The following is a 14,616-nucleotide window of genomic DNA, read 5'->3' as shown; positions in this document are numbered from 1 at the left end:
GAACGCAATTGTTTATACTGCATTTGCGCCCGATTGTAAAACTCCTGAAATTACTTCACTTTTTCTATAGTGATTGCAAAAATTCTGACTGGAGCTACTTCCATAGCCGTACCATCATATCCGACTATCACCTTATTACCTACTTGAAACGTTTCTTCTGTATTCTCAGGGAAACCGATTACAACAGGTCCTAAAAGTTTATTATCGTTCGCTTCAATTTCAGAAACGTAAGCAGTTCCGCTACTATAGATCTCCTCGATTGTTCCTACAAAAGTTGCTTTAACGTCTCTCTCCAGATTCTCTGAACCGCAGGCGAACAGTAAACCAGTAACTACTGTCAAACAGAGAGAAAAAACAATTTTATTTCCCATTGTTTAAGTCACCTCCTTTAAAATACGAATGAATCTTATTGAAAATCAATACACTTTCCGTTTATGAAAAGAGTTTGATTGAGCATTAACCTATACTGTTAAAGCTCTTGATTGTGAGGAAGTAATCAGCCTGATTAATCACTAAACTCCTTAAATAGGTTCTTTAATTCTTTTTCGTCATATAAGATGCCACCTTCACTCATGAATTTTTCAAACTCAATTGTTCCATCTTCCATAAACTCGACTTCCCAACGCTGACCTGGGATAGCAATTTCCACCATAATTGCTTCGCTTCTGATCTTGCTCAATTTATAAAATACTTTTCTTTTCTCAAGCTCATTAAGGAAATCATTAAATTTTTGGACTTCCATTAAAATCACTCCTCAAACGTTATTTTCATCGGTTTAGTGACCCAAATATTTAATGGTGCTTTTACTTAAGTAGGTTCCAAAGTTTTGAAAACATGCTTTCATTCATCTCAAAATAGACATCTGTAATTCCATAATAGATATATCCATCCTTAAGAAGTATAAGTGTAACCGTTGAACCGTCATGTAATGTTAAAGTCAGTTCCCTGAATTCCTCGTCATTTCGTGAATTACTTATTGGGTCTGACTGTTGTTCACGAGGAAGAGGCTTTGTTTTTTTCAGTTCTTCTAAGAAGATGTTCAATACGCCCATATCCGAAATCGGCTTGTAATTATCAATATTGTTATCCCAATCACTAAAGGCTCTCCACTGGGCAGAGGTTACATTTCCCACCAGATTTAATTTTCCAAATAGATCCTCACCACTGCTTATCGTTATTCCGTTAAGACACTCATAAAACTCTGCATATTGGTTTCCAACCTGACCTTCGTAAACCATCAATCTAAAATCTTTATCATAGCCTTTCACAGAATACACATCGATTTCACCAATTGTTGAAGCTAATTCTTCGTCGTAGGCTTTTTGTTTACTCCATTCATCAATATTGCCTTTTGTAGTTCCAATTTTATCGCCTATAAGAGCTTTTGCATCTGTAGCATTTATTTTTGTGTTTGTTTGAGTATAAATCTTACCGTTATACACAATTAAGCCAACCATGTCTGCATTTGAAGAATCTTTAGGCAATTGAATAGCTGGGATTTCCACACTTCCATTTTCATTATCCATAAGTGGATCTTGATTGTCTGTTGGACTATCTGAAGTCACGTAATTCATTAAAGTGAATGCTCCAACAGAAATAAGTAAAGCAACCACAATCACGATACCTTTTACAGGAAATCTTTCTCTATACTTTTTCATACTATCCCTCCTACTATTAGTAGACCGAGATAAGTTAAATACGTTACAATTTTGAATATATCAGGACTATAGAAGCACTATGATTCTCTCGCAACCATCCCCATCTATTCACAGAGTTCATTTATAATAATTGAACTTGAGTAGTTAAGCGAAAATAACAATTTGGATTCATTCTACAAATCTTCTCGTAAATGGGATGAATAAATAACTATCCAATTGGAGGTTTTCTTTTACTTTTATTATATTAAAATAGAAATTGATATGATGTGAAGTATCTGGAGATTGCTATTCATGGGATTTTTTTGGCATTCGACTTAATTTTACCACTGGGGATTCAGAATGTATTTGTGTTTTCACAAGGAGCTACACAGCTGCGAGTTCTTCATATTAGCTGTATTTGGACTATCTGCCATTTTGGATACAGTAGGAGTGATCGGGACTAGCGCATTATAATATGTGGGAAAGAAACAAGTATATTTTACAATCGGTTGTATTGCTGTAGCTTGGGTTTGGTTCTTCGGATTAATGATTGCAGGTTCAATATTAAAAAGCTGGACACAACAGGAAACTTGATGAACATACTAAACAAGTACTCGGCCTTGTTTATTTGATGGACTGCCATTTATCTTTTGATTGGATTAACGTAAAGTTTAGTTAATGTTTCCGAAAAGAAGTAATCTTATATGTCATAAATATTTTGGGGATTTAAAAAGAGAATAATGGATTGTTATAGGATTCAAGAAAAAGGCTGTCAAAGTGAGAAGTTCGATTTCAATGTCACTTACTCTACTTAATGATTCGGCTCCTTCGTTACATTGACAATCAGCTCATACTTCCCAGGCGAGATCTGGTACTTTCCGATATTGTCTTTATCATCTTCACATAGGAAAGTGATCAGCTGAAATTAATTTCTCGATAAACTAGAAGTATGAATTCGCTTTCTAGGGCAGACATACTTCTTTAGTTATGTTTTCCAGTAAGTATGTGGAGACGGCGGGAGTCGAACCCATCTCCTAGAAAAGCCGCTGGAATGCAATTCACCTAAATGTAATCTGTTTCTACTTTTCCTATACATCCTTATCAATCCATCGCTATTTCCACCCAGACAACGTATAATAAGAAAAGCAAAAGAAGAATTCAATCTTCCTTTAGTTAGAAAAAGAGGTGCACTTACTTGAAACAGTTCGAAACAGCATTACCCGAGCAATATGAAACATTAAAAAAACAGGCCAATTACACGTCCAGTTGGCGAGAGCGTTTAGAAGCAGTCAACATATTATCGGATTATCAACATGACAAAGTCATAGATTTATTAAAAAATCGTATGCAGCATGATACTGTCCATCAGGTGCAAGTAGCAGCTTATGAAGCACTTGCCGCATTTGGCGAGGATGTAGAAAAGCCATCACCTGCACGTTTTGATATTATCAAAAACACAGACAAGATCTTCCTTCGCGTGAAGAAGAGCTTGCCGAAGGATCATACTGTGGTAGACTTTGCGGATAAACTAAAACGTATGCGTGTAGATGTCTTTGATGCATATGAAGGCGACAAAGGTGTAGAATTTATGAATTGGTTAGAAGAACGTTGGGCAAAGCTGTAATCCATAGTGTTGCGATATATAAACGAAAGCCACTCCCTCCACTTTTTCGAGGGGATGGTTTTTTTATCTTACGGTTCGGTTCTTCGTAAATATACCGACCGAAACTCACTTTACCTCTAATCCAGTTTGAACTACTTATTGCTTATTCAATTCTTCTAATAGACCATTATCATCTTCATATTCCAACTTACCGATTTTTCCTTTTTCATCGGTAGAAAAGAGAACACTACCTGATACATGGGCAATTTTTTCTTCTTCTCCTTCTTGCTGGTAGCCAACTGTTTCTACGAAAGTATAGCGATTGGAAATATCCTTGGATTCCTCAATAACTACATCCTTTAAGTTCAGCTTATATTCCGAGACATAAGCAGTCACAGGATAAATCAATCCAGTGGTGTTAAGGAAGGCTTCAACATAAAACTGTGTAAAGTATGGACCGTATTCTCCTTGTACATATTTATCCAATTCAGGATTCACTTCAGAACCCTCTATAATTGTAGTGTATTGGGGATCATGAATAAGCGACATGAATTCTTCGTCGGGTCCATCGAATTGAAGTTCAAGCACCGCCTGTATCACTTTCTTATTCGCATCTTCTGACTCCTCTTTTGAACAAGCTCCTAATACAAAAACGGATAAAAACAAGGTGAAACTTAGCAACAGTTTACTTTTAACTTTCAAGATTATAAGTCCTCCTTTTAGCAACTCAGGATCGGCCTATTAATTAATCGCACCAGACAATGGACGTTTGCTTTGCACTTACCACTTGTGCGACAATAGCGCACAAATGCTAAAAATAGTTTTTTAACCAAGTTAATATATAAATAAACATAAGTGGCTCAATCAACACAAGACAAAGTAAAATAATGAAAAAGGATACGCCTGATAGTATTTTCAGTACCCCTTCTTCCATTTTTAAAAAAGCGATAAAACTAAAGATCACGCTAAAGATTAAAAAGAAATACCCTATGAGTATAGCAGGTTCAATTATTTCAGTTGTCATCCAATTAACCATGAGTGCTACTAATCCTAATACTATAAAAATGATTGACCATATACTAAAAGGTCTTTTCATGGAAATAAACCTCCTTTTGATCACCACACACGCATTGAAAAAATCATACTATGCTAAGATACCTTGGGCATAGATTGTCAATAAGAACGCAATATTATACTATGCTTTTAGCACACCCATTTATAGAATGTAAATATTCTTCAGTTCTTGGAAGGCATTACCCAAACTTTATATCTATCGTCTATTGAGCTTTCTGTCATCACCCTAAATTCTTCTATCCCCGCAAGTTTAAAAGCTAAAGCATACGCTATTTTATAATCAGACGTGTCATAGCCATCATACAGTTTTGCATACATTTCATTCGCTATTGAATCGGCCCAAACATCCGCTTCGAACAAGCTATCAAATATGAAATTTTCTATTTTCCATTTATATGTCATCAACTACCCACCTACTTAGTCCTCTTACTACATAAGACCGGGATCTGCACTCTAGGCCCCATCCGTTAACGAAAGAATCAATCAGTCACCTAGTAAGATAAACTTAATTCATAATGATAGAATTGTGTATCTCGCTCATACCTGTTTTTCTCATATAATTTTTGAGCAATGTAGTTATCTGGTGCCGTCTCCAACACAATACTTTTTGCGCCTGTTTCACGGGCATAGTTTTTCGCCTGTTGTAAAAGCGTTTGGCCTATTCCTAGTTTCCGCGCTTCTGGATCTACAAACATATCATTCAGTATCCAAGCTTTTTTCATGGAGATGGATGAAAAAGTGGGATACAGTTGTGTGAAACCGACATACTTTTGATTGTTCTTCACCACAAATACTACAGATTCTTTATTTTCCAGACGTTCCTTTATATAATTTCTTGCGCCTTCCACATCTGACGGTTGTTTATAGTACACGCGGTATGCATTGAATAATTTTGCTACAACTTCCAAATCCGCAATCGTAGCTTGATATACTTCCATTTGAAATCCCCCTAAACGTTTTTATATCTATATTTTGTATTTCAGTTGTGTTTTATTATTCCTTGAAATAAATTGTTTTCAGAACGAGCAACATTCTACTATTCATACGTTATTAAAGTGCAGAAGGGTTCACTTTTTCGAAAGTTTCAAATCTATTCAACTACGTCTCCACTTTGTTCTTCCCATTACTCCTCTCTCCATTATCAAAAAATAAAAGCACCGCGGTATGCGATGCTTTTCTCTACTTCACTATTTATTGATGACGTACGATAAATCGTAACTTCTTCAACCCTTTTCTCGATTTCTTCACCGCAGTATATACGTGCGCAAATAACTTTTCTACCTTCGCGCGTTCTTCATGAGTCACGTCATGCGGACTATACTTAGCTTTTTGGTAGATTTTCAATCCATCCTCGAAGTCCTGTTGAAGTTGCGGATCGATTTTGCCCACTGCTTCAGGTACTGTTTCGAATGAAGGCAGCTTCGCGACAACTTGTTCTTTTTCTAGCATTTGTACCATGAGCTGAACATGGTTCACAACGGCTAATCGATGATCTTTCACTTGTAGTTTTTGTTGACGTTTTCTTTTTCTCAAGAAGTACAGCAATAACAGGACGAATATAATTAACGCAATGACGAGATTCAACCAGAACCATATAGTAGTGTTTGAGTTCACTTGCTTCGCGTCTTCTGGCTTATCTTGATCTTGTTGCACTTCTGTCGTGTCATTCGGTTCAGGTTCTGCCGTACTTCCGCTGTTCGCATCCGGTAAATCAGCGCCTGATGCTGGATAGTCTTGTTTATTGATGTTCGGCATTTTTTCAGCGTACCCCGGTGTCACTTCAATCGGCACCCAGCCGACCATGTCGATGTAGATTTCTGTCCACGCATGGGCATTTTTCTCGCTGACGTTGATTTCACTGAATGACTGTAAATCTTTCACATCATCCAGTCCGACGATATAGCCTTCCGCATAACGCGCAGGCGTGCCGAGCATTCTGAATGCTAACGTAGCAACTGTCGCATAATGAACGGAATAGCCTTCTTTCGACTCTTCCAAAATCCCTGTCAGGAAATCCTGGTCTTTTATCGGTTCGGCATGTTCATTATAACGCATCGACTGTGCGAGGAAACGTTCCACTTCTTGAATCGTTTGTTCGTACGGTAAACGTGTTTCTGCATCGACTACGCTTTCGTCCATATGATTGCGCAATACGGTTAAACTGTCTTGCGGCACCGCGAGATACTCGTTGTAAACATATTGATTATAATGACTTTCACGACGTAAATAGTCGGTGTCTTTTGTTTTGTACAACGCATTCGCGATTTGCGGATAATCGGTGTACGGTGTCAGCATATAGTTCATTTCCACTGTACGTCTGCCGAAAATCCCTGTCGCATGCAGCGCGTCAGCTTGTTTGGAACGGACAAACTGATCATCCAATTCCGCTAATTCATACGGTGCGTAAATATATCGACTGGAAGCAGCGACGTTTTGAATGACGAGTTTCGCTTCTTCGTACTCATCCGGCAAACTACTTTTCGCTGCCAAACTCAATTGTTTCGCTCCGGTGAAATCTTCTTTTTGTAATGCTTCAAGCAGAGACTTCTCTTCCCTATACGCTTCCCCATCGATTTCCTTCCAGCCACTCGGCGTGTAAGTCGAACCGACGAATCCTTTCAAATACAGTGGACTCGGATTTTCCATCGCGACTTTTAATGCGGTATAATCGCCCGGTGTAAATGTGGAAAGCCGATGGAAGTTGCCAGCTGTCAGCACAGGTTCTTCACCTTTAAAGTAACGTAACTTCTCGCCTTGATAACGGACAGTATCTTCCATTTTCGAGCTGCCCGTAAATTCTTCATTACCGTTTTGATTGATCACCGTATAAGTGATCATCAGCACGACCAATGAAATAGGCACGATCGCAATCCGTTTCCACCAGCGTACGGTTAGTTGATTCATATACAGTAATGCCAGAATCAGCACCGCAAAAAATAGAATATCGAGGATCAATGCGGGTGATGTGCCAAGAAGTACTTGTATCGACCAAATCACGATAGCGAGCGCAACAGGAATCCAACGTTTTTGATTCGCAATGGCATAATACATGGCACTGCCGATTAGCAAAGCGATTTGACCGAGGATCATACCGTTTAGCCACGAAGTCGTTTCATTGACGGATAATAGATCCATATAGATAGGTTTGTGTTCTGAGAGCGCGATGAACAACGCGTTGATCGTTCGTTTCACGTCGTCTATGTACGTGGATAGGAAAATCAAACTAACGATCACGCTCGCAATCAAGACGATGTCGCCGCCACGCTGTTTCCACAGTATACGTGCGACCATCCACAACAAGACGAGAATGAGCGCGGGAACGCTACTCATCTCAGGAAACAGCATCGCACGAATTACGAAGAACGCCGCTATGATGACACTATACGCAACTACTCCATCCAGCCATTTCATGCGACTGATCCCTCCTTCTGATCCGAGATCACGATCGTCTGGTATTCGGTACTACGCGCGCTATTGGTCGTCAATACGATACAGTTTGGATACGTTCGTCTGAGCTTTTTCCACTGTTCATCCGACATCGAAAGTTGCGTGACACTTTTCGTCAACACTTCTTTTATCGCGTTCGCTGCATCCCGTTCATTGTCGATCGTCAACTGCTCACCTGTCGAATGATCCACTAGAAGCTGGACTTCGTGATCGCCTGCGACATAGGAATAAAGCAAAGCAGAAAACGTCTCGATGAATTCGTCATATAGCGTCACTTGATTGGTAAACGATGTAAAATCGATCGTCATCATGACGGCATCTCCTGTCAGCGTTTCATGCTGTTTGACGAATAGCTCATCGACTTTACTTGATAGTTTCCAGTGAATTTGTTTGACCGAGTCGCCCGGTTTATACACCGACAACTCCGCCAGTTCTTCGCCAGCGATCTTCTTCATCGGGATCATGCCCGGCGTTTGCAGCACATGTTGATTTTGCTCAATGCGTTGAAGTTTTAGGAAATACGGATTCGGCATGATCAACACCGCGGACTGCGTATTCATTTTCTGCATCGAACGGAAGAACGTGAAACTGTCTTTGATCGTCAGTTGTTTGATTCGTATATTCACTTGCCCCATATATTTCTGCGGCAGAACGAACGAAAACTCTTCCGTACTTTTCGCAGGGATGGACAAGTTGTGGTGGTGACTCTCTTGTTTACCAGTAAATATATGCTCGATGATGAGATGTATTTGTAGTTGTGTAACGGGTAAGCGACTCGTATTTTGTACACGCAGTTGATAGCCCATTTGTTCATTTTTATAGATTTCATTCGCCGTAATGATGTCGCACTGGATTTTCCCTTTCACGAGATAGACGCTCAATACAAGCCACAGCCAGACAATAAGTGAACTGACGGCGAATAATAGAGCGAAATGCGTCGTCGTGAAGATGAAAAACGCGAGCGTAAACAGCAGCCACACGACGCTAATGAGTAATGTCCATATCATACGATCAGCCCTTAAAATGTCGCAAGCATTGCTTGATCAGGCGTGGCAACACTTTGCAGTAATTTTTCGAGTAGCGTATCCTGCTCGTGTTCAGTACCTGGCACGCTCGACATGACGATGCGGTGTCGGCTCGTCGGCAACCACACAGCGTGGACATCTTCCGGAATGACGTAATCGCGTTGTTGTAGGAAGGCATGCGCTTTCGCCATCTGACAGAGAGCGAGTGCGCCACGCGGGCTGATTCCTTGGTGGATCGATGGATGATTTCTCGTTTTCTCGGTTAATGCTGTGACGTAACGTAAGATTTCTTCGTGAATGAACAAGTTCTGTACTTGGTGCTGTAGCGCAAGCAACTCGTTCTTCGTAAGGACTTGTGTGAGTGAAGATAACGGATCTGCCTGCTGACGGTTTTTCAACATGTCGACTTGGTCTTCAAAATCCGGATACCCTACGCTCAACTTCGTCATGAAACGGTCAATTTGTGCGCTCGGTAATGGTTGTGTACCGATTGTGCCGTACGGGTTTTGCGTCGCAATGACGTGAAACGGTGCCGGCAGCGGATAGGTTGCACCGTCGACTGTCACTTGTTTCTCTTGCATCGCTTCAAGTAGCGCTGCTTGCGTTCTCGAAGACGTTCGGTTGATTTCATCACCGAGCAATAAGTTGCACATAACCGCGCCTTCTTTAAAGACGAATTCGTTTTTCTCTTTGTCGAACATCGTAAATCCGATGACGTCAGACGCGACGACGTCCGGTGTGAACTGGATACGATTCGAATCGAGACCGACAACTCGGCTGAACGCTTTCGCGAGTGTCGTTTTCCCGACTCCAGGTAAATCTTCTAGCAGTACATGTCCGCCAGCTAAGAACGTCATCCATACTTTTTGTATGACGTCGTCTTTCCCGTTAATTACTTTTTTCATTTCATTCAGTACTTGTGTTGATGGATTGCTCATTTTTTAATTCCTCCTGTTGTTCAAGTTCACAGCAGTAACGATGTCTTCCGCTGTGATGGCATATGGGAATAATCCGCGTGCGATCTTGCTAGCTGCGGTTGTGTAAAAGCGGTTGGAAGTGAAAAAGGTTTTGGGATTATTGATTGCGATAAGTGATTTATCGAACAGCATGCCGACACGTGTAGATACTTCTGCTGCAAATTCAATATCATGCGTTACGATAATCGTCGTGATGTTCTGTTTTTGAAGCGTTCGGATCAACTCCGTCACTTCCTGTTTCGACATGACGTCCATTCCTTTAGTCGGCTCGTCCAGCAATAAAATATCCGGTTTATGCAGCAATAATTTCGCAAGCGCGGCCTTCTGCTGTTCTCCGCCACTTAAGTCAAACGGATTTCTCTCTGATAAATGTTCGATATGCAACTGTTTCATCATACTTGATACAGTCGATTCCCTCTGTTCTTTCGGCAATTTCTGCACAGGAACCGCATGGATTAGCTCTTCTTTCATGGTCGAGTGCATGAATAAAGCTTGAGGGTTTTGCGGCAATAAGACGATATTCCCTTTCCACTTGCCTGGTGCGACGTCATCTATCCATACTTTACCTGCATATGGCTTATGCAGTCCGGCGAGTACCTTCAGTAACGAAGACTTACCGACTCCATTGCCACCGACAATCGTGAAGATTTCACCTCGATGTACGGTGAACGTCATATCGGCAAGTAGATCATCACTCTTCCGATTGTATCGGAAATATAAATCTTTCACCGTGATGAGCGGTGGGTGCTTTTTTTTCATCGGATCTGTCGGTAGAACGGCCGGTGGATAGTGCCGAATGAAATCCATTCCATCACGCACCGTAATCGGCGTCTCGTTACGGAATCCGAGCTTATAATAGACACGCATCGCCGTAGTAAGTGCGTCCAGCATCGGATTTTCAAGCAAGGAGTTTCCAATCGATTTCGGTGTCGTATCATATAGAAGCGAGCCGTTTTCCATGTACATTACTCTGTCGCACACCGGTAATAACTCTTCCAGCCGATGCTCAACAATTAAAATCGTCATGCCAAGTTCGCGATTGATTTTCTCAAGAAGTGACAGAAACTCAGACGCCGCAATGGGATCGAGTTGGGAAGTTGGTTCGTCAAGCAATAAAATATCCGGCTCCATCGCAAGCACTGCCGCAAGATTGACAAGTTGTTTCTGCCCCCCTGATAAATCGCTAATACTATCATGCAGCCAGTTTTGAATACCGAAGAAACTGGCGACTTCCGCGATTTTTCGCTGCATGTCTTCCGACGAGACGCCCATATTCTCGAGACCGAATGCCAACTCCTGCCATACTTTCTCCATGACCATTTGTTCATCTGGATTTTGCATCATGTAGCCAATCGCAGTCGCCGTAGTCGACGCTGGAAGTTCATCGATTTTTTTACCATTGAAGTACACCGTCCCACTTAGTTTACCGTTCGGCCGCATTTCACGCTTCAACATTTTCAATAACGTAGACTTTCCTGAACCGGTAGGACCGAAAAGTGTCACGAATTCTCCGCGCTTAATCCAAAAGGAAATGTCTTGCAACACATGATGTTCTTCATAACGGAAGTTCAGATTTTCGACTGTAAGTATCGCCATTTGACACTCTCCTTCGCTTCGTAGATAAACGGTAAGAACATGAGCAAACCGATGATGACATAATGCCCTGCACCTAGTGTCTGTTCACTGATCTTCGGATAATATTGCGTCTGGTGCTGCGAGAAGTACCCGATATAATAGAGTAGAAATAACACAAGTCCAATCGTCAATATTCCGTCCCGTTTCGTGAACCGCATCATCCTGTACTGCGTTCTCGCTTTCGTCATGCCATATCCGCGTGCCTTCATGACATCTGGCTTCACGAAGACAAATTCCGCTGTCTGTATGAGCGTCTGGCGCCACAGTGCGAATGCGCGGCGGAATTTTTCCACTCTGCTGTTTACTTTGTAATAGCCGATTCCGCATTGTGCCATTTGCTTTTCATGCCATTTCGTTTTGAATAACGGAATGAAACGCCATAGCATGGAAATGAGGATGCCGAGGTTAGCGGACACTCGTGTTAGTACGGCAAGCACTTTATTCGTCGTAAATATTTCGAAATAGCTCTTCACCCAAAAACACGTGGCGACAACAGCCCCTGCTAGGACAAGTCCTTTCGTCACCGCTTCAAACGTCACCGCGTGGTCATTAAGGAAAAACAATGGGGTGAAACCGTTATGTACATACGATGGATAGGCTGCGGCAATTAGCAGAAAGACGAAAAAGTAATAGACCACGTCTTTACTTGCGGTCCGAATTCCGTGCAGCATGAAGAAGTACAGAATGCCACCGATCAGAGCAAGCGCCACGATGATCGGATGAAAAGAGCTGAACATCGTGACAACAACGACTGTAACGTAGACAAGTAGCAATATAGGGTGAAAGTTTGAGAATGCGCTCATCTAGATTCCTACTTTCTATGATTTTCGTATATAACCATCTACATCTCTACCTAGATCACACGTATAATGGAACTCCACTTCATCGCCGTCTTGCAGTTCGTATTGACTAACACCACGGCTCGGGAATTCGCCGTTCACTTTATACATCCAGCCACTTAACGGACCGCAATTAAACTCATATAAATAGTTAATGCCTTGGACGTAAATACTGTTGTATATATTGTAGTCGGCTCCTTGGTACTCCATCGGGATGCGGTGATGACGTGTTGCGCGGTCGAGTAAATCAAATGCGGTATCGCCACTACGCAGCACATACTCCGTTTTTTTAAGAATTTCACCGTCCGGTTCCACATATTTCTCGAGACCCGGTTTCAGCTTGTCCATCGCGTCGAGAACGGTGTCACTGCGTATTTCAAGCGTCACCGTCTCCGAGTCTTCCGTAATTTCGTCGATATGGGTCAAGTAATACTCTTCCACGGATTGAATCTTCGTTCCCGTGACGAGCCAGCCGACGATAAAGAGGATGAATCCTACAACTAATAGATCTTTCTTCATTATATCCCTCTAATCTCTTTGACGCCTTCTTTTTTTGATTCTCAATAGCACTACGATGATTAAACCTACTGCAACGATTCCGAGCACCCATGAAATGCGCTGTGCTCGAACGGCATTGTCAATTTGTGTTTTTGATTTCTTGAGGTCTTCATAGTTCAAGACTTTTCCTTGATCATAGGGAGACAATGCGTTGAATCGCTCGAGAATCGCATCGACGTTGTCTTGATCTTTACTTGTCAATTCATTGAATGGATACAGTTGATCGAGTACATCTTCATTGATGCTTTGGATCTCGGCTTCTATTTTCTCCATCTCTTCTTTGTACTTGTATAGCTGAGCCAATTCTTTTTCGAAGTCGCCTTTATTGTCTGCTTGTTCGAACTGATCGATCATCGAAACGACGTCAATATAATGCTCTGTCGTCAAGGGTGTAGGAATCGCGTCTATTTTTTCTACATCTTGTTCGGTACTATTTCGTGGCGCGGTTTGCTCCTGATAGATCGGTGCAATCGCGCCATTGCCTTTCGTATTAATTTCATACGCTTCGCTGAATGCAGGAAGATCGAGTTGGATCGATTGCTTTATTGCTGCTTCCGCGAGCTTATGGAAGTTGTAGACATAGGAACGCTCCTCTATAGGAAAGTTTTCATATGTATCAAGCAATTGCTGCAGCTGTTTGGCATCGGTATGTTCATGGATGTCGTCAATGTCTTCCATCAACTTCAGCATTTGCTGCTTCATCTCTTGCGGGTTTTCAGGACGGAAATCATACATCGTACGGTAACCGTTTTCCAGTCGGTAGAGCGATACAAGTGCATAGAGAACTTGCTCAGAAGCCATCGAGTTCGATTCATCTGGTAAGGAAGACGGATTGTCCGCGTTATATGTTTTGGCGTGGACAAAACCGCCATCTTCCATTTGGTAATCCATAATGAAATCAAGCAAGGAGTTATCGCCTTTTTTAAAGCGTTCGTCTTCATTCGGATGGATACCGAGCGACGTCAGCGCAACGAGTACTTGTGCCGCACTTTCGACGTTGTCGTCATCTTGCGTGCTGAAGCCACCAGTTGATGTTTGCATATCCGATAACTTTTCTAGTGCTTCGTCGACAATCGTGTGAATCGTTTTCGTAACATTCTCACCTATATCTTTTTGTGTATAAGTGAATTCTTCCGTGCTTTGGTAATATGGCGCGAGTGCTTGAATCGCCATGGCGGTCATATCGGTCTCTGCTTCGTCTTGATAGAACGAAAATCCGCCATCTTCCAGTTGCAGTGAGATGATTTCTTTGATGATCTCGATTCTTGTCATATCCGCGTCATCCGGCACTTTATAGCGCATACTGTCAAGTGCAATGAGCCCCCATATCCAGCCGTTGATCCCTTGTGCACCTAACGACGTTTTCAATCCACGGTTATACGTGCCGTCCGCGATTAAGTTACTATCTCCAACCGCCGTCGGGTCACCGCCAACTGCCAATATCGCCAATGAAATCCGGTGCCATTCCGTCGCTTTCATATCGCTGAGCTGATCTTTCGTTTTATAGCGTTCTATCACATTGTTCTTGATGACCGCGAGATACGCCTGGTAATCGTCAGGATAGCCAATACGGCCGAGGCCTATCGGATACCAGTCGCCGTTTGTGTTCCCCGCATGCGCAAGAAACGGCTTGCTCAACAATGGGTCAGACTCTGCAATATTCTCATCTTGTTTTTTCCACGCAATAATTTGTTCAATTGTGTGCAGCAATGATTCTTCTTTTTCAGGTGTCGCGAACGCAACGGACGGCAGGAGTACCGCCGTCATCATTACGACTGTCAATAGCCATGCATAGAAATTTCTCATTCCTTCACTTCTCTT

Annotated in this window: 15 protein-coding genes and 1 pseudogene; 2 read left to right on the top strand and 14 right to left on the bottom strand. The window is 41.9% G+C overall.

Annotated features, from left to right (window positions below):
- Positions 1-50: 50 nt before the first annotated feature.
- The 3 genes from CSV80_RS06565 to CSV80_RS06555 all read right to left on the bottom strand — a co-directional run bounded on the left by CSV80_RS06565 (position 51) and on the right by CSV80_RS06555 (position 1,658).
- Complete coding sequence (locus CSV80_RS06565; protein WP_099670119.1) at positions 51-371, bottom strand: hypothetical protein; 321 nt, start codon at positions 369-371, stop codon at positions 51-53.
- Between the two features lie 134 nt (positions 372-505).
- The gene (locus CSV80_RS06560; RefSeq protein ID WP_099670118.1) at positions 506-742 is read right to left on the bottom strand and encodes a hypothetical protein; all 237 of its coding nucleotides are present in this window, start codon (positions 740-742) and stop codon (positions 506-508) included.
- A 61-nt stretch (positions 743-803) separates the two neighbouring features.
- The gene (locus tag CSV80_RS06555; RefSeq protein WP_099670117.1) at positions 804-1,658 is read right to left on the bottom strand and encodes a hypothetical protein; all 855 of its coding nucleotides are present in this window, start codon (positions 1,656-1,658) and stop codon (positions 804-806) included.
- A 275-nt stretch (positions 1,659-1,933) separates the two neighbouring features.
- Here CSV80_RS06555 and CSV80_RS17765 point away from each other — a divergent pair.
- Positions 1,934-2,269 (top strand): annotated as a pseudogene (locus tag CSV80_RS17765) (hypothetical protein).
- Positions 2,270-2,832: 563 nt separating this feature from the next.
- Positions 2,833-3,261: a HEAT repeat domain-containing protein gene (locus tag CSV80_RS06545; protein ID WP_099670116.1), complete on the top strand. Its 429-nt coding sequence runs from the start codon at positions 2,833-2,835 to the stop codon at positions 3,259-3,261.
- A 135-nt stretch (positions 3,262-3,396) separates the two neighbouring features.
- Here CSV80_RS06545 and CSV80_RS06540 read toward each other — a convergent pair whose 3' ends face one another.
- The 11 genes from CSV80_RS06540 to CSV80_RS06490 form a co-directional block, all read right to left on the bottom strand.
- The gene (locus CSV80_RS06540) at positions 3,397-3,942 is read right to left on the bottom strand and encodes a hypothetical protein (RefSeq protein ID WP_099670115.1); all 546 of its coding nucleotides are present in this window, start codon (positions 3,940-3,942) and stop codon (positions 3,397-3,399) included.
- Positions 3,943-4,051: 109 nt separating this feature from the next.
- Positions 4,052-4,336: a hypothetical protein gene (locus tag CSV80_RS17760; RefSeq protein WP_099670114.1), complete on the bottom strand. Its 285-nt coding sequence runs from the start codon at positions 4,334-4,336 to the stop codon at positions 4,052-4,054.
- Positions 4,337-4,476: 140 nt separating this feature from the next.
- Positions 4,477-4,716: a hypothetical protein gene (locus CSV80_RS06530; protein ID WP_099670113.1), complete on the bottom strand. Its 240-nt coding sequence runs from the start codon at positions 4,714-4,716 to the stop codon at positions 4,477-4,479.
- Between the two features lie 89 nt (positions 4,717-4,805).
- Entirely contained in the window at positions 4,806-5,252 is a 447-nt protein-coding gene (locus CSV80_RS06525; RefSeq protein ID WP_099670112.1) for a GNAT family N-acetyltransferase, read from the bottom strand.
- A gap of 253 nt (positions 5,253-5,505) precedes the next feature.
- A complete protein-coding gene (locus CSV80_RS06520) occupies positions 5,506-7,725 on the bottom strand; it encodes a transglutaminase-like domain-containing protein (protein ID WP_099670111.1) in 2,220 nt (739 codons plus the stop codon).
- On the bottom strand, positions 7,722-8,768 hold the full coding sequence (locus CSV80_RS06515) for a DUF58 domain-containing protein (RefSeq protein WP_099670110.1): 1,047 nt from the start codon (positions 8,766-8,768) through the stop codon (positions 7,722-7,724). The genes CSV80_RS06520 and CSV80_RS06515 overlap by 4 nt, the downstream gene beginning before the upstream one ends.
- An 11-nt stretch (positions 8,769-8,779) precedes the next feature.
- Positions 8,780-9,724, bottom strand: coding sequence for an AAA family ATPase (locus CSV80_RS06510; protein ID WP_099670109.1), 945 nt, complete (start codon positions 9,722-9,724; stop codon positions 8,780-8,782).
- 3 nt (positions 9,725-9,727) lie between these two features.
- Positions 9,728-11,359 (bottom strand): ABC transporter ATP-binding protein, encoded by a 1,632-nt coding sequence (locus tag CSV80_RS06505; protein ID WP_099670108.1) that lies wholly within the window; start codon positions 11,357-11,359, stop codon positions 9,728-9,730.
- Complete coding sequence (locus CSV80_RS06500; RefSeq protein WP_099670107.1) at positions 11,332-12,201, bottom strand: energy-coupling factor transporter transmembrane component T; 870 nt, start codon at positions 12,199-12,201, stop codon at positions 11,332-11,334. The genes CSV80_RS06505 and CSV80_RS06500 overlap by 28 nt, the downstream gene beginning before the upstream one ends.
- A 15-nt stretch (positions 12,202-12,216) precedes the next feature.
- On the bottom strand, positions 12,217-12,756 hold the full coding sequence (locus CSV80_RS06495) for a DUF4430 domain-containing protein (RefSeq protein WP_099670106.1): 540 nt from the start codon (positions 12,754-12,756) through the stop codon (positions 12,217-12,219).
- A gap of 9 nt (positions 12,757-12,765) precedes the next feature.
- Positions 12,766-14,601 carry a prenyltransferase/squalene oxidase repeat-containing protein gene (locus CSV80_RS06490; protein ID WP_099670105.1) on the bottom strand — a complete coding sequence of 612 codons (1,836 nt, stop codon included), beginning with the start codon at positions 14,599-14,601 and terminating at the stop codon, positions 12,766-12,768.
- Between the last annotated feature and the right edge of the window lie 15 nt (positions 14,602-14,616).

This window comes from Sporosarcina sp. P12(2017) (assembly GCF_002743035.1).
In the GTDB taxonomy this organism is placed as follows: Bacteria; Bacillota; Bacilli; order Bacillales_A; family Planococcaceae; genus Sporosarcina; species Sporosarcina ureae.
Note: the sequence above shows the minus strand (reverse complement) of the source record. Positions and strands in the feature narration are given on the sequence as shown.